Origin of the sequence: Streptomyces sp. NPDC093260, assembly GCF_040683715.1 — a bacterium.
GTDB classification, from domain to species: domain Bacteria; phylum Actinomycetota; class Actinomycetes; order Streptomycetales; family Streptomycetaceae; genus Streptomyces; species Streptomyces sennicomposti.
On record NZ_JBFBEK010000005.1, the window covers coordinates 217,743 to 242,797 of the forward strand.

18 protein-coding genes are annotated in these 25,055 nt (G+C 71.6%); 2 read left to right on the forward strand and 16 right to left on the reverse strand.

What is annotated here, in order from left to right:
- Window positions 1–2: 2 nt before the first annotated feature.
- From AB0N63_RS08960 to AB0N63_RS09000, 9 genes are all read right to left on the reverse strand, one after another.
- A complete protein-coding gene (locus AB0N63_RS08960; RefSeq protein WP_365526127.1) occupies window positions 3–989 on the reverse strand; it encodes an ABC transporter permease in 987 nt (328 codons plus the stop codon).
- A complete protein-coding gene (locus tag AB0N63_RS08965; protein WP_365526130.1) occupies window positions 982–1,905 on the reverse strand; it encodes an ABC transporter permease in 924 nt (307 codons plus the stop codon). The genes AB0N63_RS08960 and AB0N63_RS08965 overlap by 8 nt, the downstream gene beginning before the upstream one ends.
- Before the next feature lie 6 nt (window positions 1,906–1,911).
- Window positions 1,912–3,531, reverse strand: coding sequence for an ABC transporter substrate-binding protein (locus AB0N63_RS08970; RefSeq protein WP_365526132.1), 1,620 nt, complete (start codon window positions 3,529–3,531; stop codon window positions 1,912–1,914).
- 142 nt (window positions 3,532–3,673) lie between these two features.
- On the reverse strand, window positions 3,674–4,087 hold the full coding sequence (locus tag AB0N63_RS08975; protein WP_365526135.1) for a VOC family protein: 414 nt from the start codon (window positions 4,085–4,087) through the stop codon (window positions 3,674–3,676).
- A gap of 147 nt (window positions 4,088–4,234) precedes the next feature.
- A complete protein-coding gene (locus tag AB0N63_RS08980) occupies window positions 4,235–5,395 on the reverse strand; it encodes a dipeptide ABC transporter ATP-binding protein (protein WP_365526137.1) in 1,161 nt (386 codons plus the stop codon).
- On the reverse strand, window positions 5,388–6,434 hold the full coding sequence (locus AB0N63_RS08985; RefSeq protein WP_043261250.1) for an ABC transporter ATP-binding protein: 1,047 nt from the start codon (window positions 6,432–6,434) through the stop codon (window positions 5,388–5,390). Before AB0N63_RS08985 ends, AB0N63_RS08980 begins: the two co-directional genes overlap by 8 nt.
- A gap of 51 nt (window positions 6,435–6,485) precedes the next feature.
- Window positions 6,486–7,409, reverse strand: coding sequence for an ABC transporter permease (locus AB0N63_RS08990; RefSeq protein ID WP_365526139.1), 924 nt, complete (start codon window positions 7,407–7,409; stop codon window positions 6,486–6,488).
- Window positions 7,410–7,442: 33 nt separating this feature from the next.
- The gene (locus AB0N63_RS08995; protein ID WP_365526141.1) at window positions 7,443–8,369 is read right to left on the reverse strand and encodes an ABC transporter permease; all 927 of its coding nucleotides are present in this window, start codon (window positions 8,367–8,369) and stop codon (window positions 7,443–7,445) included.
- A gap of 186 nt (window positions 8,370–8,555) precedes the next feature.
- Window positions 8,556–10,202 (reverse strand): ABC transporter substrate-binding protein, encoded by a 1,647-nt coding sequence (locus AB0N63_RS09000; protein ID WP_365526144.1) that lies wholly within the window; start codon window positions 10,200–10,202, stop codon window positions 8,556–8,558.
- Between the two features lie 784 nt (window positions 10,203–10,986).
- Between AB0N63_RS09000 and typA the strand changes: the two genes are divergently transcribed.
- A complete protein-coding gene (gene typA, locus AB0N63_RS09005; protein ID WP_365526147.1) occupies window positions 10,987–12,894 on the forward strand; it encodes a translational GTPase TypA in 1,908 nt (635 codons plus the stop codon).
- A gap of 150 nt (window positions 12,895–13,044) precedes the next feature.
- Here the strand turns inward: typA and AB0N63_RS09010 are convergent, their stop codons facing one another.
- Together AB0N63_RS09010 and AB0N63_RS09015 are read right to left on the reverse strand one after the other, a co-directional pair.
- Window positions 13,045–15,291 (reverse strand): ABC transporter family substrate-binding protein, encoded by a 2,247-nt coding sequence (locus tag AB0N63_RS09010; RefSeq protein WP_365526149.1) that lies wholly within the window; start codon window positions 15,289–15,291, stop codon window positions 13,045–13,047.
- A 304-nt stretch (window positions 15,292–15,595) separates the two neighbouring features.
- Window positions 15,596–16,759 (reverse strand): hypothetical protein, encoded by a 1,164-nt coding sequence (locus AB0N63_RS09015; RefSeq protein WP_365526152.1) that lies wholly within the window; start codon window positions 16,757–16,759, stop codon window positions 15,596–15,598.
- Window positions 16,760–17,033: 274 nt separating this feature from the next.
- On the opposite strand from AB0N63_RS09015, the gene AB0N63_RS09020 reads away from it, so the two are divergent.
- Complete coding sequence (locus AB0N63_RS09020; RefSeq protein WP_365526154.1) at window positions 17,034–18,500, forward strand: hypothetical protein; 1,467 nt, start codon at window positions 17,034–17,036, stop codon at window positions 18,498–18,500.
- 41 nt (window positions 18,501–18,541) lie between these two features.
- On the opposite strand, the gene AB0N63_RS09025 is transcribed toward AB0N63_RS09020, so the two are convergent.
- From AB0N63_RS09025 to AB0N63_RS09045, 5 genes are all read right to left on the reverse strand, one after another.
- Window positions 18,542–21,229: a SpoIIE family protein phosphatase gene (locus AB0N63_RS09025; RefSeq protein WP_365526157.1), complete on the reverse strand. Its 2,688-nt coding sequence runs from the start codon at window positions 21,227–21,229 to the stop codon at window positions 18,542–18,544.
- Window positions 21,230–21,723: 494 nt separating this feature from the next.
- The gene (locus AB0N63_RS09030; protein ID WP_365526436.1) at window positions 21,724–22,170 is read right to left on the reverse strand and encodes an ATP-binding protein; all 447 of its coding nucleotides are present in this window, start codon (window positions 22,168–22,170) and stop codon (window positions 21,724–21,726) included.
- A 324-nt stretch (window positions 22,171–22,494) separates the two neighbouring features.
- A complete protein-coding gene (locus tag AB0N63_RS09035) occupies window positions 22,495–22,926 on the reverse strand; it encodes a (deoxy)nucleoside triphosphate pyrophosphohydrolase (protein ID WP_365526160.1) in 432 nt (143 codons plus the stop codon).
- A gap of 616 nt (window positions 22,927–23,542) precedes the next feature.
- Window positions 23,543–23,740 (reverse strand): SPOR domain-containing protein, encoded by a 198-nt coding sequence (locus tag AB0N63_RS09040; RefSeq protein ID WP_365526162.1) that lies wholly within the window; start codon window positions 23,738–23,740, stop codon window positions 23,543–23,545.
- A 460-nt stretch (window positions 23,741–24,200) separates the two neighbouring features.
- Window positions 24,201–24,953, reverse strand: a complete 753-nt coding sequence (locus AB0N63_RS09045) for a GntR family transcriptional regulator (protein WP_365526164.1) — start codon at window positions 24,951–24,953, stop codon at window positions 24,201–24,203.
- Between the last annotated feature and the right edge of the window lie 102 nt (window positions 24,954–25,055).

Consider the following 25,055-nt stretch of genomic DNA (forward strand, 5'->3'; position numbering starts at 1 on the left):
CCTCACCTCAGCTTCGGGTCGAGGGCGTCGCGCACCGCGTCGCCGAGCATGATGAACGCCAGCACGGTCACCGCGAGCGCGCCGGCGGGCCACAGCAGGGCGTGCGGGGCGTTGCGGACGTAGGGCGAGGCGGCGGAGATCTCGATGCCCCAGGACACACTGGGCGGCTTCAGCCCGACGCCGAGATAGGACAGCGTCGCCTCCAGGGAGATGTACGTGCCGAGCGCGATGGTGGCGACGACGATCACGGGGGCGACGGCGTTGGGCGCGATGTGGCGCAGCAGGATGCGGGTGTCGGAGGCGCCGAGGGCGCGGGCGGCCTGGACGTAGTCGTGCTGCTTGGCGGTGATGACCGAGCCGCGGGCGATGCGGTAGATCTGCGGCCAGCCCAGCAGCACGATGAACCCGACCACCGGCCAGACGGTGTTGCTGGTGACCACCGACAGCAGGACCAGGCCGCCGAGGACGACCGGGATGGCGAAGAAGACGTCGGTGATCCGGGACAGCACCGCGTCCCAGCCGCCGCCGAAGAACCCGGCGAGCGCGCCGAGCACGGAGCCGAGGACCGCGACGCCGAGGGTGGCGCAGACGCCGACCGTGACGGAGGCGCGGGCCCCGTGGACGGTGCGGGTGTACACGTCGCAGCCCTGCCCGTCGAAGCCGAACGGGTGGCCGGGGCTCGGCCCGTCCTGTGCCCTGGCCAGGTCGCAGCTCAGCGGGTTGCCGGGGGCGATCAGGGAGGGCCAGATCGCGATGAGGACCAGGAAGCAGATGACCAGCGCGGAGACGAGGAAGACGGGGTTGCGGCGCAGGTCGCGCCAGGCGTCGGACCACAGCGAGCGGGGCCGGTCCTGCGGTCCGGCGCCGTCGGGCTGGTCCGGGTCCCGTTCCAGGGTGGCGGCCTCGGTCGCGGCCAGGTCCATTCCGCCGCCCATGCCGGTGCCCGCGACGGCGGGTCCGGGCTCGTAGGGCTGCTGCTGGTCAGGCATAGCGGATCCTCGGGTCGAGTACGGCGTAGAGGAGGTCCACGAGCAGGTTGGCGACCAGGAAGACCAGCACGAGGACGGTCACGAAGCCGACCACCGTCTGGGTGTTCTGGCGCAGGATGCCCTGGTAGAGCTGGTAGCCGACGCCGTGGATGTTGAAGATGCGCTCGGTGACGATGGCGCCGCCCATCAGCGCCCCGATGTCGGTGCCGATGAAGGTGACCACGGGGATCAGCGAGTTGCGCAGCAGGTGCCGGACGACGACGCGGCGGCGGGGCAGGCCCTTGGCAACGGCGGTGCGGACGTAGTCGGCGCGGCGGTTCTCCGCGATGGAGGTGCGGGTGAGCCGGGTGACGTAGGCGAGGGAGACGGAGGCGAGGACGAGGCCGGGCAGGATCAGCTCGTCCAGCGGGGCCTGCGGGGAGACCGAGGGCCGCACCCAGCCCCACTTCACGCCGAGCAGCAGTTGCAGCAGCAGGCCGGTGACGAAGGTGGGCACGGAGATGACGACCAGGGTGCCGAGCAGGACGGCGGTGTCGACGGGCCGGCCGCGGCGCAGTCCGGTGACGACGCCGAGGGTGATGCCGATGACGATCTCGAACACGATCGCGACCAGGGTGAGCCGGATGGTGACGGGGAAGGCGGTGGCCATCAGCTCGGTGACGGGCTGGCCGTTGAAGGCGGTGCCGAAGTCGCCGGTGAAGACGTTGCCCATGTAGGTCGCGTACTGCTGCCACACCGGCTTGTCGAGGCCGAACTCCCGCTCCAGCTGGGCGGCGGTGGCGGAGTCGCAGGCGCGTTCGCCGCACAGGCCCGCGACCGGGTCGCCCATCACGTTGACCATCAGGAAGATCAGCAGGGTGGCCCCGACGAAGACCGGGATCATCTGGAGGAGCCGTCGGACGAGATAGCGTGCCATGGCGGCTCAGCCCACCTCGATCTCGTTGTACACGGGGACGCTGAACGGGTTGAGCGCGACGTTGCGCAGCCGCTCGGAGTAGCCGGCGCTGCCGTTCTGGTACCAGAGCGGGATGGCGGCCATGTTGTCCCGGACGACCTCCTCGGCCTGCTGGAACAGCCCGATCGCGGCCTTCTGGCCGGTCTCCGCGTTGGCCCGGTCCACCAGGGTGTCGAACTGCTTGTTCGACCACTTGCCGTCGTTGGAGGAGGCGTCGGTGTAGTACAGCGGCTGGAGGAAGTTCTGGATGAGCGGGTAGTCCATCTGCCAGCCGGCCCGGAACGGTCCGGGCATCTTGTGCTGGGAGATCTGGTTGCGGAAGTCGGCGAAGGTGCCGACCGGATTGCCCACGCAGGCCCGGTCGTCGCCCAGCGCGTTGTTGATGGAGTTGCACACGGCGTCCACCCACTCCTTGTGCGACCCGGTGTCCGCGTTGTAGGTGATCCGCACCTGGCCGCCGGGCAGTCCGCCGCCCTCCTGGACCAGCTTCTTCGCCTCGGCGGGCCGGTATGCGCAGGCGGCGCCGCACAGACCGGCCTGGTAGCCGCCGTCCTTGCCGAGCACCGGCGAGGTCCAGTCGGTGGCGGGGGTGCGGGTGCCTCTGAACAGGGTCTTGGTGATCTGGGAGCGGTTGATCGCCATGGACAGTCCGGTGCGGACCTTGCGCGCGCCCTCGGTGTTCCACGCCTTGTCGTAGAAGGGGAAGGCGAGGGTCTGGAGGATGCCGGCCGGGGTGTTGATGTAGCGGCCGTCGAGATCGGAGGCGACGTTCTTGAGCTGCCCGGCGGGGATGTCGTCGGCGAGGTCGAGGTTGCCGGCCAGGACGTCGGTGTAGGCGGTGTTGCTGTCGGTGTAGACCATCAGGGTCACGCCGTCGTTGCGCGCCTTGTCGGGGCCGGGGTAGCCGTCCCACTTCTTCAGGTACATCTGCGCGCCCTTGGTGTACGACCGCACCGTGTAGGGGCCGTTGCCGATCGGCTTGTCCAGCCAGGCCTTGTGGTGGGTGAAGAACGCCCGGGGCAGCGGGGCGAAGGCGGCGTAGCCGAGGGTGTCGGGGAAGCTGGAGAACTTCTGGCCGAGGGTGACGGTGAAGGTGCGCGGGCCGGTGACCTTCAGGCCGGAGAGGGTGTCCGCGCTCTGCTCACCGCTGTCGGGGTGGACCTTGTCGTAGCCCTCGATGTAGCCGAAGAAGTAGGCGTTCTTCTGGTTGTTCTTCAGGCTCGCGCCGTAGTTCCAGGCGTCGACGAAGGAGCGGGCCGTGACGGGTTCGCCGTTGCTGAACGTCCAGCCGTCCTTGACGGTGATGGTGTAGGTGCGCGAGTCGGTGGTGTCGATGCGCTCGGCGAGCATGTTTTCGGCGCGGCCGGTGCGGGGGTTGTACCGCTTGAGGCCGCGGAAGATCATGTCGAGGACCTTGCCGCCCTGCACCTCGTTGGTGTTGGAGGGCTCCAGCGGGTTCTGCGGGTCGCCCCAGGAGGAGGAGAGGACGCTGCCCCCGGCCGCGCCGGCGCCGCTCGTGCAGGCGGCGAGCGGCAGGACGGCGACCGCCACGGCCAGGGCGCACTGCACGCGCGTACGGCCACGCATGGGCGCCTCCTGGGGTGCGGTGACAGACCTGTGCTCATATCAACAGACAAGCCGCATATCGCACGTCTGCCGCACCGGGGCATGCCCTCGCCTGAGCCGTACGGCGCAGCGACGGGTCCGTCCCGCCGCGCCCTGGACGCCGTCAGCCGCCCTGCGCCGTCTGCCGGTCGCCCTGTTCCGCGGCCACCAGCTCCACCTCGAACCCGTCGGTGTCGGTGAGGTAGCCCGCGTAGTGCCGCGGGCCGCCCGCGTGCGGGTAGCGGTCGGCGAACAGGGGCGACCAGCCGTGCGCGGGCGCGTCCCGCATCAGCGCGTCCACGTCCGCGCGGCCGCCCGCGTGGAAGGCGAGGTGGTTCAGGCCCGGCCGCGTCCGGTCGTGGCCGTCCCCGCTCAGCGCAGGCGACTGTTCGAGGACCAGATAGGTGACACCGTGCCGCCAGCTGCGGCCGTGCTCCCACTCCTGGTACGGCACACAGCCGAGCCGGCCGAGCAGCCAGCCCCAGGAGCGGACCGCCCGGGACAGGTCGGGGACCCAGAGTTCGACGTGGTGCAGCATCCGCCCGTCCTTCGTGTGTGCCGTGGGTACGCGTGCGTTCCGTACGCGTGTGCGCCGTACGCGTGTGCGCGCCGCGTGCGCGCCGGAAAACGCCGGTTCCCGGCGCCTTGGGGAAGGCGCCGGGAACCGGAAGGGGAACCGCTGAGACTACGCCGCGCCGACGACGTCCTTCTCCTCGGCGAAGTGGCAGGCCGACTCGTGGGCCGCCGGCGTGTCCAGGCCCTTGAAGCGCTCGGGCACCGCCAGGAGGGGCACCTCCTTGGCGCACTTGTCCTCGGCCTTCCAGCAGCGGGTGCGGAAGCGGCAGCCCGAGGGCGGGTTGGCCGGGGAGGGCACGTCGCCGGTGAGGATGATCCGCTCGCGGTGGTCGCGGGCGTCCGGGTCCGGCACCGGGACCGCCGACAGCAGCGCCTGGGTGTAGGGGTGCGTCGGGTGGTCGTAGATCTGCCGGTCGGTGCCGATCTCGGCCATCTTGCCCAGGTACATCACGCCGACCCGGTCGGAGATGTGCCGGACGATCGACAGGTCGTGCGCGATGAAGATGTACGACAGGTTGAACTCGTCCTGCAGTCGCTCCATCAGGTTGATGACCTGCGCCTGCACCGACACGTCCAGCGCGGAGACCGGCTCGTCGCAGATGATGACCTCGGGGTTGAGCGCGAGGCCGCGGGCGATGCCGATGCGCTGGCGCTGGCCGCCGGAGAACTGGTGCGGGTAGCGGTTGATGTACTCCGGGTTCAGGCCGACGACGTCCAGCAGCTCCTGCACCCGGCGCCGCCGGTCGCCCTTCGGGGCCACCTCGGGGTGGATGTCGAAGGGCTCGCCGATGATGTCACCCACCGTCATGCGCGGGTTGAGCGAGGTGTACGGGTCCTGGAACACCATCTGGATGTTGCGGCGCACGGCCTTCAGGGCCCGCCCGGACAGCTTGGTGATGTCCTGGCCCTTGTAGAAGATCTCGCCGGCGGTCGCCTGCTCCAGGTTCATCAGGAGCTTGGCCACCGTGGACTTGCCGCAGCCGGACTCGCCGACAATCCCCAGGGTCTCGCCCTGGTACAGGTCGAAGGAGATGCCGTCGACGGCCTTGACCGCGCCGATCTGCTTCTTGAACAGGATGCCCTGGGTGAGCGGGAAGTGCTTGACCAGGTTGCGCACCTGAAGGATCGGCTCGCCGCGCTGCGCCGGGGCGTCGAGGACCTCGACCGCCTCGTCCTCGGAGGCCACCTTCACGGTTTCCACCTTGGAGACGTTCGGCGTGGCGTCGTCCTTGGGCTCGTCGTCCTTCGCGAGCTTCGTGGGCTCAGCCATGGATCGTCTCCTTCCAGAAGTGGCATGCGGAGTGACGGCCGGGCAGCTCCGTGCCGTCCAGCTCGGTCACCGGCACCAGCGGCGGTACGTCGGTGCGGCAGACGTCCTGCGCCATGGTGCAGCGCGGGTTGAACGCGCAGCCCGGCGGGATCGCCTGGAGGTTGGGCGGCAGGCCCTTGATCGCGTACAGCTCCTGGCCCTTGTGGTCCAGGCGTGGGATCGACTCCAGCAGGCCCTTGGTGTAGGGGTGCGCCGGCCGCTTGTACAGCTCGTGCACGGGGGCCGTCTCGACGATCCGGCCGGCGTACATGACCGCGATCTTGTCGGCCACGTCGGCGACGACGCCCAGGTCGTGGGTGATCAGGATCAGGCCCATGTTGTACTCGCGCTGCAGCTCCGCGAGCAGGTCCATGACCTGGGCCTGGACGGTCACGTCGAGGGCCGTGGTCGGCTCGTCGGCGATGATCAGGTCCGGCTCCAGGGCCAGCGCCATCGCGATCATGATGCGCTGGCGCATACCGCCCGAGAACTGGTGCGGGTAGTCCCCCACGCGCTGGGCCGCGGCCGGGATGCGCACCCGGTCCATCAGCTCGATCGCCTTCGCCTTGGCGTCCTTGCGGGACATGCCCTGGTGGGCGCGGAACATCTCGCCGAGCTGGAAGCCCACCGAGAGCACCGGGTTGAGCGACGACAGCGCGTCCTGGAAGATCATCGCCATCTTGGCGCCGCGCAGCTTGCGCCGCTCGTTCTCCGGCAGGCGCAGGATGTCCTGGCCCTGGAAGAAGATCTCGCCCTTGGCGATCCGTCCGGGCGGGCTGTCGAGGATGCCCATGATCGCCTGCGCGGTGACGGACTTGCCGGAGCCCGACTCGCCGAGCACCGCGAGGGTCTCCCCCGCGTTGACGCTGTAGTTGACGCCGTTGACCGCCTTGGTCACGGAGTCGCGGACCGCGAACTCCACGTGCAGGTCGCGGACTTCGAGGAGCGGCGCGGCCCCGTCCGCCCCGGCGTTGGTGGGAGCCATCTCCAGGCTGGTCATGCCGTCACCTTCATCGTGCTTGGTCACTGGGGTTCGACTCATGGCGGCGCCTCACCGCATCTTCGGGTCGAGCGCGTCGCGCAGACCGTTGCCCAGCAGGATGAAGCCGAGTGCGGTGATGACGATCGCGAGGCTCGGGTAGGTCCACATGAAGTCCTTGACGCCCATGAAGTTGCGGCCCGCGGAGATCATGTTGCCCCACTCGGCGACCTCCGGGTCGACGCCGACGCCCAGGTAGGACAGCGACGCCTCGGCCACGATCGCGATGCCGACGTTGCTGGTGGCGTACACCAGCACCGAGGTCAGCGAGTTGGGCAGGATGTGCTTGCGGATGATCCGGCCCTGGCCGGCGCCGAGCGCCTTGGCGGCGTGGACGTAGTCCATCTCACGCACCGACAGGACCTGGCTGCGCAGCAGTCGGGCGAAGGTCGCCCACGAGAAGATGGCCAGCGAGAGCACGACGGGCAGCACGCCGCGGCCCATCAGCAGGATGATGACGATGGCGCCGATCAGCAGCGGGAAGGCGAAGAAGACGTCCGCGACACGCATGATCACGGTGTCCACCCAGCGGCCGTAGTAACCGGCCAGGGCGCCCAGCGCCACGCCGATGACGACGGCGACCAGGATGGAGGCCAGACCCACGATCACCGCGATGCGGCTGCCGTAGATGAGACGGGACAGCTGGTCGCGGCCGAGGGCGTCGGTGCCCAGCCAGTGCGCGCTGCCCGGCGACTGCAGGGTCTGGGTGAGGTCCTGCTTCAGCGGGTCGTGCGGGGCCAGCAGCGGTGCGAACACCGCCACCAGGACGAGCAGGAAGATGATCACCAAGCCCACCACGGCGAGCTTGTTGGCGAAGAAGCGGTGCCGGATGTCGGTCCACTGGCTGACCCTGGCGACGCTGGGTTCGGCGCCCGGGGCCGCCGGGACGGGACCGGCCGCCGTCGGCTCGCCCGTGCCCGAGACGAGTTCGGTCATTGTGTGACTCCTAGAGGGGAACGACCCTGCGGGTCAGGCAAGGCGGATACGCGGGTCAAGGGCGGCGTACAGCAGGTCGACGACCAGGTTCAGCACGACGAAGACCGCCACGCTGATCGTGACCACACCCACGATGATGGGGTTGTTGTTCTGCTGGATCGCCTGGATGAGCGCGAGACCGATGCCGTTCCAGTTGAAGATCGTCTCTGTGATGATCGCGCCGCCGAGCAGGGTGCCGAAGGAGATGCCCAGGTAGGTGACCACCGGGATGACCGAGTTGCGCATGATGTGCCGGGTCAGGACGGTACGGCGCGGGAGGCCCTTGGCGACCGCCGTCTTGACGTAGTCGGCGCGCAGCACCTCCAGCATGGTGCTGCGGGCGAGCTGGGCGACCAGGGCCGCGTCGATGATGGCGAGGGTGAAGGCCGGCAGGATGATGCCCTCGAAGCTGTCGCCCGCGATGAGCGGGAACCAGTCCAGCTCGATGACGAACACACGCTGCATGATCATGCCGAGCACGATCGAGGGCACACCGATGGCCAGGGTCGTGATGAAGGTCGCCGACACGTCCCAGATCGAGTATCTGCGCATGGCGGCGAGGACACCGACCGAGATGCCGATGACGATGTCGATGACGATCGCCGCGACCGCCAGCTTGGCGGTGTTCTCCAGCTTCGGGCCGAGGATCTCGGTGACCGGACGGCTCTGCGTGTAGTCCGTTCCGAGATCGCCGGTGACGAGCTTGCCGACGTAGTTGCCGTACTGGACGACCAGCGGCTTGTCGAGCCCGTACTGCTTGTGCAGCTGTTCGATGACGGCCGGGTCGCGCGCCTTGTCACTGCCCGCGATCTGGCCCACCGGGTCGCCCGGGAGCACGAACAGGCAGGCGAACAGAACCATCGTCGCGCCGAGCACGACGATGACCAACTGGCCCAGCCTGCGGACCACATACCTTCCCATGACTGCCTCTCTGCCTCGCTGCCTCTTCCACAGCAGCTCCCTCGCCCCGGAATGTGGGGGTGGGGTGGGGGGCGGGAGCGGTGGATCACACCGCTCCCGACGGTCGTCGAGGGTCGCGGCGTCCGAGCGTCTGCTCGGACCCCACGACCCCCGGTTGCCGGATGCCGCGCGGGGCGCGGCGACCCGTTACTTCATGGTGATCTCGGCGAGGTTCGGGTCCTCGTGGAAGTCCATCTTCAGACCGTCGAACTTCTTGGTGTTGGCGAGACGCAGCTGGGTGCGGTTCCACAGCGGGATCAGCGCCACGTCGTCCATGGCGACCTTCTCGGCCTGCTTGTAGATCGCGTTGCGGCCGGCCTGGTCCTGGGTGGCGCGGGCCTTGGCGAGCAGGTCGTCGAACGTCTTGTTGCTGTAGCGGCCGCGGTTGTCGCCGGTGACCTTGCCGTTCTCGTCCTTGTTGATGGACGCGGTGTCCAGCAGCGGGTACAGGAAGTTGTCCGGCGTCGGGTAGTCGGCGCCCCAGGCGAAGCGGTACATGCCCGTCGCGCCCGGCTTCTGCTGGTCGGCGAGCAGCTCGGCGAACGGCTTGCCGGTCGACTTCACCTTGACGCCGAGGACCTGCTCGAGCTGCTGCTTGACGGCCTGGACCCACTCCTCGTGGCCGGCGCCCGTGTTGTAGCCGATCTCGATGGTGGTGCCCGGCTTCAGGCCGGCGTCGGCGGCGAGCTGCTTGGCCTTGGCCTTGTCCTGCTTGACGCAGGAGGTGCACAGGTCCTTCTGGTACACGTCGGTGAAGACGGGCGGAAGGATCGTCGTCGACTTGGTGTACATGCCCTGGAAGACGCCCTTGATGATGGCGTCGCGGTCGATCGCGTAGGAGACCGCCTCACGGGCCTTGGCGCTCTTGAGCGGACCGTTGTCGGTGATCGGGAGGAGGTAGTTCATCCCGTTCGTGTCGGTCTGGATCCACTCGCCCTGGGGCTCGTACTTGGCCTTGGCGGCCGGCAGCTGCGGGGTGGGCATACGGGCCCAGTCGTACTGGCCCGACTCGAAGCCCTGGTACTCCAGCGTGACGCCGTTGGCCGAGTTCAGGATGTCGATCTGCACCTTGTCCAGGTGGGCCTTGGTCAGGCCGTAGTCGTCGTTGCGGACGAGCGTGATCGACTTGTTGTGCTCCCACTTGCCCTGCATCTTGAACGGGCCGTTGCCGATGGGGGCTTCGTTGTACGCCTTGTTCTTGGCGTCGCCCGCGACCTTCGGGACGGGGCTGAAGACCGTGTGCGTGGTCTTGATGTAGAACTCGAAGTCCGGGGCGGACAGCTTCACCTGAAGGGTGTACGGGTCCGGGGCGGTCAGACCGGTCATGGTCTTCGCCTTGCCGGACTGCACGTCGGCGAAGCCCTCGATGCCGGCCATGTGGTACGCCACGTCGGACGCGGCGGTCTTCACCGCGACGCGGTTCCAGCCGCGGATGAAGGACTCGGCGTCAACGGCCTCGCCGTTGGAGAACTTGGTGCCCTTCTTGATGGTGAAGGTCCAGGTCTTGCCGTCCTTGCTGACCTTCTTCGACGTGGCGAGCGCCGGGTTGACCTTGCCGTCGGCGGTCGGCTCGTACAGACCCGTGAAGAGGTTGTCCGTGACCAGGATGCCCTCGGACTCCTGGGCGTTGTACGGGTCGATGGCCACCGGCTCCGTGATGCCCATCCGGAAGGTGCCACCGGCCTTGCCGGATCCCTTGCTGCCGCCATCGTCGTCGCCGCCTCCGCAGGCGGTCGCCGCCAGGGCTATGACGATCGCACCCGCGACCCACTTGGCGCTGCTGGCACCACGCATGGGTTCCTCCTCTGAGTCCTTATGTTCACCACAAGAGGGAACACGCGACATCCCACGGACAAGAAGAACGGGGAAGGTCAGGTGCACCCGCAACGCTCGTGAGTCGGCGCCTCCTGCAGCGCGTGACTCGTCGACCCGAGCTCTACGCGCTAACTATCTGCCATCGCCTCACTGACAGACCACAGTCATTTGGTCTCGTTTCGATCACACCTGGCGTCTACTTCTTCCAAAATCCGGACAAACGGTTTCGCGAAAGATGCCTGCGAAACGGACTTGTTACACAAGTATCGGAGTCCGGTGTCCGAATAGCGGACACACTGAAGGGATATCGGTTGCGCTCGGCGACGGAGAGTGCTTCCTCGACGGCGTGAGCCAGGCAAACCGGGGCAGAGTGAGCCCGTAGGTCGCCCATATCCGGCCAACCGTACCGCCGTGGAGTGACGTCTGCGGCCATACACGGGGCTCACACCCGTTCCCTAGGGAAAACCCTCTATGCCCCTGTCTCCGCCCTGCCCGTGACCGTCGCGGATGCGATCACTCCCCGGCCGCGGACACCCTCACGCCCCTCAGTGCCATGAGTGAGGAGAGGCCGCCGCGGAACGCGCCGCTCCCTGTGAAAGGGGACGCCACGAGGACTCGGTGATCCTGCCGACGGGCGCGCGCAGGCGGCACGTCGGGGGCACCCCGTACCATGGGGTGAGGCCGTGGCGTGTTCAGCCCGGCAGGGCGCGTGTACCGAGGACGTACGCGCAGCCGTCCGCACACTCCGGGAGTACGCCTCACTATGGCCACGCGCCACGACATTCGAAACGTAGCCATCGTCGCCCACGTCGACCACGGCAAGACGACCATCGTCGACGGGATGCTGAAGCAGGCCGGCGCCTTCGCCGCGCACCAGCTCGACTCGGTCGACGATCGCATGATGGACTCGAACGACCTGGAGCGTGAGAAGGGCATCACGATCCTCGCCAAGAACACGGCGGTGAAGTACCACCCCAAGGACGGCGGGGACCCGATCACGATCAACATCATCGACACCCCCGGCCACGCCGACTTCGGCGGCGAGGTCGAGCGCGGTCTGTCGATGGTCGACGGTGTCGTGCTGCTCGTCGACGCCTCCGAGGGCCCGCTGCCGCAGACCCGCTTCGTGCTGCGCAAGGCCCTCCAGGCCCGCCTCCCCGTCATCCTCTGCATCAACAAGACGGACCGTCCCGACGCCCGTATCGACGAGGTCGTCAACGAGACGTACGACCTCTTCCTCGACCTGGACGCGGACGAGGAGCAGATCGAGTTCCCGATCGTCTACGCCTGCGGCCGGGACGGCATCGCCTCCCTCACCAAGCCGGAGAACGGCACGGTGCCGGCCGACTCCGACAGCCTGGAGCCGTTCTTCTCCACCATCCTGGAGCACATCCCGGCCCCCACCTACGACGAGGAGCTGCCGCTCCAGGCCCACGTCACCAACCTCGACGCGGACAACTTCCTCGGCCGTATCGCGCTGCTGCGCGTGGAGCAGGGCGAGCTGCGCAAGGGCCAGACGGTCGCGTGGATCAAGCGCGACGGCTCCATCAGCAACGTGCGCATCTCCGAGCTGATGATGACCGAGGCGCTGACCCGCAAGCCCGCCGAGAAGGCCGGCCCGGGTGACATCTGCGCGGTCGCCGGTATCCCGGACATCATGATCGGTGAGACCCTCGCCGACCCGGAGAACCCGGTCCCGCTGCCGCTGATCACGGTGGACGAGCCCGCGATCTCCATGGTCATCGGCACCAACACCTCGCCGCTGGTCGGCCGCGGCGGCACCGGCAAGGGCGCGGACGCCAAGTCGGCCGTCAAGGACCGCAAGGTCACCGCCCGCCAGGTCAAGGACCGTCTGGACCGCGAGCTGATCGGCAACGTCTCGCTGCGCGTCCTCGACACCGAGCGTCCCGACGCCTGGGAGGTGCAGGGCCGCGGTGAGCTGGCGCTGGCCATCCTGGTCGAGCAGATGCGCCGCGAGGGCTACGAGCTGACCGTCGGCAAGCCGCAGGTGGTCACCAAGGACGTCGACGGCAAGGTCCACGAGCCCGTCGAGCGCATGACGATCGACGTCCCCGAGGAGCACATGGGCGCGGTCACGCAGCTCATGGGCGTCCGCAAGGGCCGGATGGACAACATGTCCAACCACGGCTCGGGCTGGGTCCGCATGGAGTTCGTGGTGCCCTCGCGCGGTCTGATCGGCTTCCGTACCGAGTTCCTGACCCAGACCCGCGGCACGGGCATCGGCCACTCCATCCACGAGGGCCACGAGCCCTGGTTCGGCACCCTCCAGACCCGTAACAACGGCTCCCTGGTCGCCGACCGCGCCGGTACGGTCACCGCGTTCGCGATGACCAACCTCCAGGAGCGCGGCGTCCTCTTCGTGGAGCCGGGCACCGAGGTGTACGAGGGCATGATCGTCGGTGAGAACAGCCGTTCCGACGACATGGACGTCAACATCACCAAGGAGAAGAAGCTCACCAACATGCGGTCCTCGACCGCCGACGTGGCCGAGTCGATCGTCCCGCCGCGCAAGCTCTCCCTGGAGCAGTCCCTGGAGTTCTGCCGCGACGACGAGTGCGTCGAGGTCACCCCGGAGGCGGTGCGCATCCGCAAGGTGAACCTGGACGCCCGCGAGCGCGCCCGCGCGGCGAGCCGCGCGAAGCACGGCTGAGGCCGGGGCGCGGCTGAGGCCGTGCGCTGACGCACGGCTGAGGTACTGACGGGACGCCGCCCGTGGAGACTTCCGGGTCTCCGCGGGCGGCGTTTCTGGTCTCCGGTGCCGGGTGCCGGTCGCTTCCCCTCCGTCGCCGGGGCGGGGTGGTCACTTCGCCGCCGGCTTCGCGCCCTTCCTCAGGAAGCCCATGTCCTCGTAGACCGGGGTCTGGAAGCCGAAGGCGCCCACGTTGGCCAGGTCGGTGCGGGTGGCGACGAGCTGGGGGCGCTGGTAGAGCGGGATGGAGCCGGCCGCGGCCCAGATGCGGGAGTCGGCCTTGCGGATCAGGTCCCGCTCCTGGTCCTCGTCGAGGGTGGCGATGGCCTGGTCGAAGAGCTGGTCGACCTGGTCGGTGCCGACCCGGGTGTAGTTCTGCTGGACGTTGAGGGAGCCGTCGGCGGCCGGGACGGGCTTGGCGTAGACGGGGCGGGCGTCGGTGGCCGGGTAGGCGGAGGACGGCCAGGAGTACAGGGCGAGGTCGAACTGCCCCGAGGCGATGTGGTCGCGGAAGTAGCTGTCCTCGGAGACCTTGGTGATCTCCGTGCTGATGCCGACCTTCTTCAGCATCGCCGTGATCTTGTCCGCGACCTTGCGCAGCGTGTCCGAGCCGGGGCCCGAGGGCAGGACGAAGCGGAGCGTGAGCGGCTTGCCGTCCTTGGCCAGCGGCCCGGCCATGGTGCCGGCCGGGGCGGCGGTGCCCTTGGGGGCGTAGGCGCCGGGCGCGCCGCCCTGGGTCAGGCGGTCCCTGGCGTACTGCTTGCCGTCCTGGGCGAGCTGCTGGGCGCCGCTGCCGTCCCCGGCGTGCTGCCCGGCGTGGTCCCCGGCGCTCTCCCGGCCGCCGGCCTTCCCGCGGTCGCTCTCGGCGCGGCCCTTGCCGTCGCCGTTGTGCTCCACGTCGTCGTCGACGCCGACGATGTACGTGCCGTCCCCGGCGGCGGCGTCCGGGCCGTCCTCGCCCTTGTCGCGTTCGGCGCCGGCCGCCTTGTCGCCCTTCTTCTGGTCCTTGACCGCGCCGTGCACCCAGCCGGCGTCCGTGAGCAGGGCCTGCGCCTGGGCCGCGTCCTGGCCGCCGAGCGCGTCGCTGTTGTCGGCGTAGGCGTCCTGGCCGGACAGCGCGAGGTGGCTGCCGACGGGGACCGCGGGCAGACCGAGCGGCTTGAGGACGAGGTCGGCGATCTGCTGGCGGTCCAGGGCGTGGGCCACGGCGTGCCGGACACGTTCGTCGGCGAGCGGGCCGCCCGCGCCGTTGAGGGCGAGCTGGGTGTAGGCGGGCTCCAGCGACCTGCGCACCTGGAACCGGCGCAGGGCGTCCTGCTGCTTCAGGTAGGCGCCGAGCGTGCCCCGGCCCTCCGCCACGGCGCGGCGCTCACGGTCGGCGGCCCTCTCGTCCGAGCCGTGGAGCAGGGCCCACGAGCGCAGGGCCTTGGCGGCGGTGCGGCCGCCGGCCGGTCCCCTGAAGGGTGAGCTGCCCTGGCTGCCGGCGGCCTGGGTGACGCGGTCGGCGTCGCCTGGGTCGATGTCGGCCACGTCCACCGTGCCGTCGGCGAGGGCGGCGGCGCGCTTGTCTCGGGGCACCTCGTGCAGCACGATCTCGGAGAGCTTGGCGGGGTGGCCCCACCAGCGGGGGTTGCGGGCGAGGACGACGTCCTTGTCCTTGGTGTCGACCTTCTGCACGGCGAACGGGCCCGCGCTGACCTTGAGCTTCCTGCGGGCGCCGTCGTTGAAGGAGTTCGCGGTGCCGGTGACGTCCTTGGGGTACAGCGGGGAGAACAGCGACTTCCAGTCGGCGTAGGGGCGCGCGAAGGTGACCCGCACCTCCAGGTCGTTGGCGCCGCGCTCGACCTTCTCGATGCGGTCGTAGCCGGCGTTGCGCGCGGTCCAGTACGCGGAGTCCTTGCCGGACAGTGCGCGCCACTGGGCGGCGAAGTCGGCGGCGCCGATCTCGCGGCCGTCGCTCCAGACCGCCTGCTGGTTGAGCCGGTAGACGACGACCTGCTTGGGCTCGGTCTCCACCACGCGGGCGGAGTCGAGGTAGTCGGCGTCGCGCTGCGGCCGGCCGCTCGCGTCGATCCGGAACATGGCCGGCAGGACGGCCTGCGCGATCCGGGCGGTGCCGGCGTCGGCGTCCGCCTGGAAGGTGTTCAGCGTCTGCGGCATCTCGTCCACCGCCCACCGCAGGGTGCCGCCGTCGGCGATGTCCCGCCGCTCGGCCGACCCGATGTCCTGCCCGGCGAGCGGCTTGCTGCCCTCGTCGTCGGAGGAGCATCCGGCCAGCAGGGGCACGGCGAGGGCGCCCGCGGTCAGGAAGGCGACCGAGCGCATGACCGCCCGTGGTGCGACACCGTCGTACGACATCCCTGCTACCTCCGAGGCCCGCTCCCCCGCCGGTGGACTTGGGTGGGGTTCGTTCACGTTTGGCGGTATTTGGTGTTGATCAGATCTACGCAGATCTACGGCCCACTGAAGAGGAAAGGGTTCGCCAGGCGGGGGCGACACGGCGAGGGGGGCGCCGAAGGTCACCCGGGTGGAGCAGTGGGGGGCGGAGTGAGGCCGGGGGCGGAGTGAGGCCGGGGGCGGAGTGAGGCCGGGGGCGCTGCGGGTGGGGGGCACTGCGGGTGGGGGCGTCGGGGAGGGAGTGCCGCCCCCTCCCCGGACGCGGTCAGGACCAGCGGTCTTGCCGGCGGTGCACCCAGTCCTCGCGGTACGCGGTCCAGTCGGCCTCCGTGGCCGCGAAGTCGACGTACAGCGCGACGCCGAACCGGGCGCGGCCGGCGTCGGTGCGGGACAGGCCGAGGCGGACGCCCCGGACGGCGGCCGGCACGGTCTCCGCGCGCGCCCGGTGGCCGAACCTGTTCTCGTGGTAGAAGGGCAGGCCCATCAGCAGCTGGGTGCCGGGCGGGGTGACCTCCAGGGCGAGCGAGGTCTGCTGGGCGACGTAACCGCCGTACAGGCTCTGGAGCGGCTGCATGGTGTCGTACGACATCACGGCGATCTGGTCGACGCGGCGGGCGACCTCGCCGAAGTACGCCTGCGACCACCACTTGGGGTGGTCGGTGAGGGAGCCCCACACGGAGTGGAACGCCGGGAGCGGGTCGATCTGGTGGGAGGCGACGGACAGGAGGGCGCCGTGCGCGCGGGTGACGGCGCGCAGGTCGTCGAGGAGGCCGAGGTAGTTCCGGTCGCCGGAGTGCAGCGGCTCCAGGTCGAAGTGGGCGCCCTCGTAGCCGGCGGCCAGGACGTCGCGGGTGGAGGCCACCACGGCGGCCCGCGTACGCGTCCGCTCCAGACGCAGCCCGTCCGGGGACTCGCTGGCCAGCACGTCGCCGAGCCAGGCCTGCACGCGGACGCCGGGCAGCGCGCGGTGCACGGCGGCTATGAACCAACCGGCCTTCGGATAGACGGACCTGGGCAGCGTGCCGTCGTGCTCCAGGGGCCCGGTGTGCACGTAGAGGTCGCGGATGCCGGTGCCGCGCAGCCGCTCGGCCAGGGCGGTCGCGTCGGCGTCGGTCTTGCGCCCGTCCACCCAGGCGTGCCCGAGCCAGAGCGCGTCCCGGCCTCGGGTGTAGGTCCCGTCGGCGGGGTCCCCGGAGTAGTTCACGCGCAGCGCGGCCTCGGCCCCGAGCAACGGCACGAGCAGCAGCAGTACGAGCGCGACGACCCCCCGCCGCACCCGGCGCCGACGGCGCCGGGACCGGTGCCCAGCCCCCGCCGCATCCGGGGCCGCCGCATCCGGGGCGGGCTCCCGCGGGTCCGGCGCCTTCGGGGCCGGGTCGGGGGACGGGTCCGTGCCCCGCTCCGGGTGCGGACCGAAGGATGAGGCCACGGCCTGGCGCCGGGGGGCCGACGTGTCCGGGGTTCGCTGTGGTGGGTCCGGGTCTCCGTGTGGTGTGGGTGGCATTCCGTCTCCCCTTCGCGTCGTCCTGGCCCCGCCCGCCCCACCACTGACGCAACACCGGTCGCGGGGCCGCCCGGGCGGTCATACGCTCCCGAATGTGACGTCATCCCCGCCCCCGGCGCCCCGGCAGCGGCGCGCGGCACCGCACTGGACCGTGCGGGTGACGTGCGCCTTGCTGCTCGTGGGGCCGACGCTTCCGGTGATGACGATCGACAACGGCACCGCGGTTGCAGCCGCCGCGCTCCCCCGGGCCGGCCCGCCGCACGGCGTCGCCGCACCACCGCAGGACGAGACGTCGGGCGCCGACCTCGTCCTGCCGCTCGTCGCGGTCGGCGCGGCGGGCCTCCTCGCCGGGTACTGCCTGCGCCGCACCCGAAGCGCGCGCACCCGCACCACCCCGGCCGGCGGCCCGGCCCCGCCGCCCGTCCCCCCGCCCGAAGCCGCCCTGGAGGAACGGGCCCGGGACGCGCTCGTCGGCACGGACGACTGCCTGCGCACCTCCCGCGAGGAACTCGTCTGGGCCGAGGCGCGGTTCGGGGCCGAGGCCGTCGCGCCGTACGAGCGGGCCGTACGACAAGCCGGGACGGAACTGGCCGCCGCCCTCGCGCTGCGCCTGCGCTACGACCACGGCCTGCCGAGCGACCCGGCGGCCCGGCGGCAGGCGCTGGCCGGCATGGCCGGGCGGTGCGAGGAGGCGGACCGGCTGCTGGACGCGGCGGCCGGGGGGCTCGACCGGCTGCGCGACCTGGACGGGGACCCGGGCGCGGCGCTGCACCTCGCGGAGGCGCGGTTCCGCGAGCTGGCCGCGCGCACCCCGGCGACGCAGGCGCGCCTGGCCGCGCTCACCGGGCGCTACGCCCCCTCCGCGACCGAGCACGTCACGGGCGACGTGGAACAGGCCAAGGACCGGCTGGTGTTCGCCACCGCACGGATCAACCTCGTCCGTCAGTCGGGCGATTCGGGCGACGAGCTCGCAGCGGCCGCCCATCTCCGCGCCGCCGAGGGCGCGGTGGCCCAGGCAGCGGTGTTCCTCGACGGCGTCGACCGGCTCGCCGCCGAGCTGGACGAGGCCGCCGCGCTCCTCCCGGCCGCGCTCACCGGCGCGGAGGCGGAACGGGCCGGGGCGGCCGGCCGGCTCCTGGACGTACCGGCCGGCGAGGTGCGCTCCCGCCTCCTGCACGCCGACGCGGAACTGGCCTCCGTGCGAGGCGTGTTGACTGCCGGACGGCCGTACGATCCGCTGGACCTGCTGCGCCGGGTCGTCCGGGCGGCGGCCCCGCTCGCCGTGGGCCGCGCCGGCGCCCTGTCCGCCGCCGCCCTGCTCACCGCGCGCAGCGCCACCGCGGCGGCGGCCGGCTTCGTCACCACGCACCGGGGCGCGGTGGGCGCAGCGGCCCGCACCCTGCTCGCCGAGGCGGAACGCCTCCTCGCCGCCCCGGCCCCCGCCGACCACCTGCACGCCGACGCGCTGGCCCGCGAGGCCCGCGAGCTGGCAGAGCACGACGTACGCGCCCGCGGGAACCCGTACGCCGACCTGGACGCCGGAGCGAGCGGCACCGCCGGGGCCGTCCTCGGCGGTGTCCTGCTCCCCGTCGCCCTGCCCACCGGCGTCCCGCTCGCCTTCGGCGGGCCGACGACACGGGAGCGCCGCGCCGTACCGACCGCCTGAACCGACCGGCCGGCCCCCGCCGAAGGCGTGGGCGGCCTCGGTCAGAACAGGCTCAGCAACGCCTCCGCCGGGTCCATCAGCCCGTTCCCGCTGTCGGGCAGGGGGAGTTCGAACCACACCGTCTTGCCGCGGGGGGTGCGCCGCGAGCCCCAGGCGGCGCTGAGCAGGCCGACGAGCTGGAGCCCGCGCCCGCCCTCGTCGGTGTCCCGGGCGCGGCGGCGGCGCGGCTGCACCAGCCCGGAGTCCCACACCTCGCACACCAGCGTGCGGTCCAGCAGCAGCCGGAGGCGGATCTCGCCCTCGCCGTAGCGCAGTGCGTTGGTGACCAGTTCGCTGACCAGGAGCTCGGTGGTGTCCACCAGGGGCTCCAGGTCCCAGGCGAGCAGCTGGGAGCGGGCGTACTCGCGGGCGCGGCCGACGCTGCGGGGCTCGCGCGGCAGCGTCCAGTCGCCGACGGACTCGGCGGGCAGCCCCTGCACGCGGGCCATCAGGAGTGCGATGTCGTCCTCGCCGTGGTGGCTGCCGAGGGTGTTGAGGACGTGGTCGCACACGTCCTCCAGCGGCCGGTTCTGGTCGGTGAGCGCCCCGACGAACGCCTGCAGCCCCTCGTCCAGCGGATGGTCGCGGGACTCGACCAGGCCGTCGGTGTAGAGGGCGAGCAGCGCGCCTTCGGGGAGTTCGACCTCGACCTCCTCGAAGGGCTCGCCGCCGACGCCGAGCGGCATGCCGGGCGGCACGTCCAGCATCAGCGCGGACTCGCCCGGTTCGACCAGGACGGGCGGGAGGTGGCCGGCGTTGGCGAAGGTGCACCGGCGGGTGACGGCGTCGTAGACGGCGTAGACGCAGGTGGCGAGGTAGACCTCGGACAGGTCGGCCTCGCGGGGGCGGCGGGCCGCGCGGGTGGCCTGCTGGACGCCTCCTCCAGTGCTGAACGCCTGGGCGGGCCCCCCCGGCGCTCCGAGGCCGCGGGCGATCTCGTCCAACTGGGACAGCACTTCGGCGGGTTCGAGGTCGAGCAGGGCGAGGGTGCGGACGGCGGTGCGCAGTTCGCCCATCGCGACGGCGGCCCGCAGCCCGCGGCCCATCACGTCGCCGACGACCAACGCGGTGCGGTGACCGGGCAGTTCGATGACGTCGAACCAGTCGCCGCCGACCTCGCTGGGGCGGCCGGTGGCGGCGTTGCCGGGCAGGTAGCGGCAGGCGATGTCGAGGCCGGAGGCCTCCGGGTCGCCGGGCGGGAGCAGGGACCGTTGCAGTATCAACGCCCGCTCGTGCTCGCGCCGGTAGAGGCGGGCGTTGTCGATGCAGACGGCCGCGCGGGCGGCGAGTTCCACGGCGAGGGCGCGGTCCCGGTCGCCGAACGGTTCGCTGCCCTTGGTCCGTGCGAACTGCGCGAGCCCCACGACCGTGTCGTGGGCGACCATCGGGACGGCGAGCGTGGACTGCACCAGGCCGCCCTCCTCGCCGGGCACGAGCTGCGGGCGGGCGGTTCGCAGGGCGTCCGCGCAGCGGGAGTTGAACGAGAAGTGGTGGACGGCTCCGACCTCCACATGGGGGCCGGAGCCGGGCAGCGGCGCCCCGGAGACGGCGCTGGCGAACGCCACGCGGCGCAGTTCGGCGCTCCCGTCGGCGAGTCCGGGCGGGGCCTCGTCGCCGGTCAGCAGGCCCTGGTAGAGATCGACGGTGGCCAGGTCGCAGAAACCGGGGACCACCACGTCGAGCAGTTCGCGGGCGGTGGTCTCCAGGTCCAGGGAGTTGCCGATGCGGGCTCCGGCCTCGTTGAGCAGGGCGAGGTTGCGGCGGGCGGCGGCGGCCTCGCGGGCGGCGGCGCGGCGGGCGGTGATGTCGGTGCCGAGCCAGGCGATGCCGATGGGGCGGCCGGTTCCGCTGTGCACGCGGTAGAGGTTGATGGACCAGTGACGGCGTTCGTCGGAGCCGGGCACTTGGCCGGTGACGTGCAGGTCGGTGATGGAGTCACCGGTCTTCAGGACCCGGCGCAGGATCGCCGTGACCCGCTCGGACTCGGCGCGCGGCAGATAGTCGTGCACGCCCTTGCCGCGGTGGTCGTCGGGAGTGCCGCCGAAGATGGAGGCGAACCGCTGGTTGGCCCGGCGGATGCGCAGGTCGGGGTCCAGCAGCAGGAAGCCGAACGGGGATTGGCCGAAAATCGCCTGCGAGGCGGCGAGGTCGGTCTCGATGCTGCGCAGGGTGCGGACGTCCACGACGATACAGACGGCGGCCTTGTCGCCCTCCGCGGTGCGGGTGGGCATGACGTACACCTCCGCGAGCCCGCGCACGACGCGGGGGCCGGTGCGGTCGAGGTCAGCGCCGTCGCCGTGGTCGCCGTGCCCGCGGTCCGGCGGGACCGGCAGGCGGAAGGGGACCACGCCGGTCCACTCCCGTCCGTCGAGGATCTCGGCCATCTTCCGCTGGCCCTGTTCGCGCAGATCGGAGTCGATGAACGCGTCGATGGGGTCCATGCCGACGGCCCGCTCGGCGGGAATGCCGAACAACTGCTCGGCGCGCAGGCTCCACTGGTCGACGTGACCGTCGGGGCCGATGGAGAACGAGGCGACCTTTATGTAGTCGTAGATGGAGCCGGGCGGGTTGCTCTGCCACATCGCGTCCACGGGCGGCGCCCCTTCGGCGGAGCCCTCGCCCGTGGACCTCGTCATCGCGCCGTCCGACGGGTCCTCGGACTCCGTGGCCTTCGCTGGTATCTCGCTCACGCGAACCGTCCCCTCCAGCTCACCGCATCCGGCACCGGTCACCGGAGGCGGCTGCCCGCAGTATCCAGCACTACGGCGCCGCGCGACACGGTGTTCACGATCACAGGACCATCCCGATGTGTTTCGGCCCGGCCTGCGACAACACACCAGTCTTCTAACCAGGCGACACCTCCTCGAACCCCGTGACGGCCAATCGTCGTCGCCGACCGTCACCGGCGGCGGTTCCGGGCGGCCGGCGGGCGGGACCGGCAGCAGGCCGGTCGCGGCCGTACGGGGCCGGATTCCCGACGTGCGGCACCGGTCATCACGGACCGTCACATCGGCCGCCGGACGCGGCGGGCACCCTCACACAGGGCCGCCCGGCACGGCGAGCACCGTCGCGGAGGGCCGCCGGGCAGGGGCGGGGCGAGCCTCACTCACGGCCGTCGGGCGGGCCCGGCACCGGGGGCGGCCTCACCCGTGACCGCCAGACACGTCCGGCACCGCGGGCGGCCTCATCTGTGACCGCCGGACACGGCGGGGACCGCCAGTTCGAACCAGACGGTCTTGCCGGCCGCGGCGGGGCGGGTGCCCCAGCGGCGGGAGGAGGACGCCACCAGTTGCAGGCCGCGTCCGCTCTCGTCGTCGGGGCGGGCGGGGCGTTCGCGGGGCGGGTCGGGCAGCGGATCGGAGACCTCGACCAGCAGCACGTCCGGCAGCCCGGCGGGCCGGATCAGGCGCAGTCCGATCGGTCCGCGCGCGTGGCGCAGGGAGTTGGTGACCAGTTCGCTCACCAGCAGGACGGCGGTGTCGCCGACACTGTCCAGCTCCCAGGTCCGCAACTGGCCCCGGACGGCCGCACGCGCCGTGCGCACCGCGCCGGGGTCCGCGGGAAACGTCCACTCGGCGCAGTCGCCTTCGGTGTCGATCACGCCGATCACTTCCCAGGCCAGGGAGCCCATCACATACCGTTTCATACGATTAATGGGCACATACCCCGTATGAGTCCCCCGTACCGTCCCGTACCGCGCCTCTCACGCGTGCGATGGCCTGCTGTGCTGCGAACGGCGCACAGGGGCGCGGGGAGGCACCGGCGAAACGCGGGACGCCGACTGCGCGCCGCGTACGCGCCGGAGCCTGCGGAGACTGCGGCGCACCGGGGCGGCGCACCGGGGCGGCGGTCCGCTTCCCGGCGCCCGGCTCGTTCGGTGGTGCGGCGGTCCGGTTCTTCGGCTTCCTCGACGGTGCGGCGGCCCGGCTGTCGTCCGGCCTGGCCGGCCGGAGGGTCAGACGGTGCCGGGCTCGGCGGGCGGCGGGAGGACCGGGAGGTGGGCGAGGGCGGCGCGTACCGCGGGGACGTCCTGGTCGAGCCAGGGGACGGTCCAGATCTCGCCCGGCGTCAGCCAGCGCAGTTCGTCGTGGTCCTGGAGGGGCTTCGGGGCGGCGGAGCCGGGGCGCAGCCGCGCGGTCCAGACCCGGAGTTCATAGGGTGGTCGCAGCGGCCAGCGGCCCGGCACCGGCTCGGCGACCTCGGCGTCGACACCGAGTTCCTCGCGCAGTTCGCGGACGAGTGCGTCCTCGGGCCGCTCCCCCGGCTCGACCTTGCCGCCGGGCAGCTCCCACCGCCCGGCCAGCTCAGGGGGCGCACTACGGCGCGCGGCCAGCAGACGCCCAGCGTCGAAGAGGGCGCCCCCCACCACCACGATCGCTTCACTCATGCGCGGGAGCCTACGGGAGCCCGGAGCCACCCGACGCCGCGACCACGTACGACCACCGGCCCGACCAGGCCCGGACGGAGTCCCGAGGCACACTCCGCCAGGGCACCGCCTCCCCACAGCGGACACAGCACCGCCCGCGTACCGACGATGCGGCACGCGCCGCCACCGCAACGCCGACCGCACACCCGCCGAGCCGCACACGGACCGGCCACCGCCCCCAGCCCGCCGCCCGCCCACGGGAACGGCGCCTCGAACAGGCCGGACACCGACGGGCCAACGGCCCGATGAGCCGAGAGACCGGCGGCCCGCGGCGCCCGCGCGCCGGACGGCCGGAAAACCGAGCGGACCGGTGAGCCGGGAGTCCGCGGCCCAAGAGGCCGACGGGCCGTGACGCCCGCGAGCCGGGCGGCCCAGCGAGCCGGCGACCAGCCCGCGACGCCCATGAGCCGGGGACCGGCGGCCCGAGAGGCCGGCGGACCGCGACGCCCGCGCGCCGGGCGGACCCACGAGGCCACGAACCACGACGTCCGCGAGCCGGGCAGTCCGAGGCCGACGGACCGTCGAGCCGCGAGACCGGCGGACCATGCGACGACCCGGCCGGACTGCCGCCCGGTCGTCAGCCGCTGCCGTCCGTGCCGCCGCCGTTCTGCCCGACGCGCTCGACCCAGTACAGCTGCTTGTGGCCGCGGCTGTCGAGGCTGTCGGCGATCTCCTGAGCCTCCGCGCGGGTGGCGTACCTGCCCACGCGGTAGCGATTGCCGTTGTCGTCCTGCCGGACGACGAGCCAGGGAAGAGTGATCGTGCTGTCGTTCATCCCGCCCCACTGCTCCTTCCCGCTCCCGTGCGCCTTCGCGCGCCGGGGCCAGCGCCCGCGACCGGCATCCGCCCCCTCCGTCGCGCCCCGCACGCCGAGGAAACCGCAGTCCGCATATGCCCGAGCCTACGCCCAACCTTCACGCAGCGAATACGGGTTTTCACAAAGAGGTAGGCAACCGGCCAGTAACCCAGGGGCGCACGAACGCGAACGCGCCGCCCCTGGCGTGGGTGTGTGACGTACGGGACGTACCGCACCGGAGCGGGACGACCTGCGAGAACGGCTGGAATCCAGCGCCCGGCGCGGTCACCGGGACGCCGCCGCGGGTGCGAAACCACCGCCGGGGGGCGCGCACCCGCGCGCGCACCCCGGTGTGACACGGAAGCGGCGCGCCGCGCGAACCGAGGCGCCTCACGATCCGCGGGGATGATCGGCAGCCGCGCACGGCTGCCCGGCGCGGCTACTTCACCGGCAAGTGGTACGCCACCCGGTACCGGTCGGCCGGGATCACCACGTCCGCCGTCTCCACGGCACGGCCGGAGGCGTAGAAGGTGCGCTGGACGACCAGGACGACATGGCCGGGGACGCCCCCGAGGGTGTGCAGTTCCTCGGCGAGGCCGGGGCGGGCGCCGACCTCCTCGGTGACGTTGTCCACGATGACGTCGATGGCGCGCATCCGCTCCACGACGCCCATGCCGCCCAGCGGCCCCTCCTCGGGCAGCATCACGGGCGTGCGGCCGGTGAGGGCGAGGGGCTCCCAGGAGGTGGAGAGCATCATCGCCTCGCCGGCGTCCCGGTAGACGTACTTCGTGCGCATCACGCGGTCACCGGGCTTGATTCCCAGCCGCTCCGCGACGGCGACGCTCGCCTCGGTCTGCGCGCTGCTGGACTCCCAGGTGCCGCGCGCCTCGGCCGCCGCCTGCTCCTGCCGGAACGGGGTGGCCCCACCGGCCGGGCGGAACCCGGAGCGGGCCACCCGGCGCGGCACGGGGCGCTCGCGCACATACGTCCCGGACCCGGAACGGCCCTCGACCAGGCCCTCCGCCATCAGTACCTTGCGCGCCTCCAGCGCGACGGTGTCCGAGACGCCGTACTCCTCGCGGATTCTGGCCTGGGACGGCAAGCGGGTGTGCGGCGGCAGCAGACCGTCGACGATCTTCTTGCGCAGATCACCCGCGACACGCAGATACGCCGGCTGCTCACCGAAAGTCACTGGCCACTCCCATCGGGTTCTACAGACAGCAACAGCCTGACAACCGTAGGTTGTAACTTGCAAGCAAAGGCCAGGGAATCACTCGATGTGATGACGTCTGCC

Excerpts from the sequence above, each read along its gene's own strand:
- AB0N63_RS08960 (WP_365526127.1), bottom strand. The coding sequence starts at position 989 with ATGCCTGACCAGCAGCAGCCCTACGAGCCCGGACCCGCCGTCGCGGGC.
- AB0N63_RS08965 (WP_365526130.1), bottom strand. The coding sequence starts at position 1,905 with ATGGCACGCTATCTCGTCCGACGGCTCCTCCAGATGATCCCGGTCTTC.
- AB0N63_RS08970 (WP_365526132.1), bottom strand. The coding sequence starts at position 3,531 with ATGCGTGGCCGTACGCGCGTGCAGTGCGCCCTGGCCGTGGCGGTCGCC.
- AB0N63_RS08975 (WP_365526135.1), bottom strand. The coding sequence starts at position 4,087 with ATGCTGCACCACGTCGAACTCTGGGTCCCCGACCTGTCCCGGGCGGTC.
- AB0N63_RS08980 (WP_365526137.1), bottom strand. The coding sequence starts at position 5,395 with ATGGCTGAGCCCACGAAGCTCGCGAAGGACGACGAGCCCAAGGACGAC.
- AB0N63_RS08985 (WP_043261250.1), bottom strand. The coding sequence starts at position 6,434 with ATGACCAGCCTGGAGATGGCTCCCACCAACGCCGGGGCGGACGGGGCC.
- AB0N63_RS08990 (WP_365526139.1), bottom strand. The coding sequence starts at position 7,409 with ATGACCGAACTCGTCTCGGGCACGGGCGAGCCGACGGCGGCCGGTCCC.
- AB0N63_RS08995 (WP_365526141.1), bottom strand. The coding sequence starts at position 8,369 with ATGGGAAGGTATGTGGTCCGCAGGCTGGGCCAGTTGGTCATCGTCGTG.
- AB0N63_RS09000 (WP_365526144.1), bottom strand. The coding sequence starts at position 10,202 with ATGCGTGGTGCCAGCAGCGCCAAGTGGGTCGCGGGTGCGATCGTCATA.
- typA (WP_365526147.1), top strand. The coding sequence starts at position 10,987 with ATGGCCACGCGCCACGACATTCGAAACGTAGCCATCGTCGCCCACGTC.
- AB0N63_RS09010 (WP_365526149.1), bottom strand. The coding sequence starts at position 15,291 with ATGTCGTACGACGGTGTCGCACCACGGGCGGTCATGCGCTCGGTCGCC.
- AB0N63_RS09020 (WP_365526154.1), top strand. The coding sequence starts at position 17,034 with ATGACGATCGACAACGGCACCGCGGTTGCAGCCGCCGCGCTCCCCCGG.
- AB0N63_RS09030 (WP_365526436.1), bottom strand. The coding sequence starts at position 22,170 with ATGGGCTCCCTGGCCTGGGAAGTGATCGGCGTGATCGACACCGAAGGC.
- AB0N63_RS09035 (WP_365526160.1), bottom strand. The coding sequence starts at position 22,926 with ATGAGTGAAGCGATCGTGGTGGTGGGGGGCGCCCTCTTCGACGCTGGG.
- AB0N63_RS09040 (WP_365526162.1), bottom strand. The coding sequence starts at position 23,740 with ATGAACGACAGCACGATCACTCTTCCCTGGCTCGTCGTCCGGCAGGAC.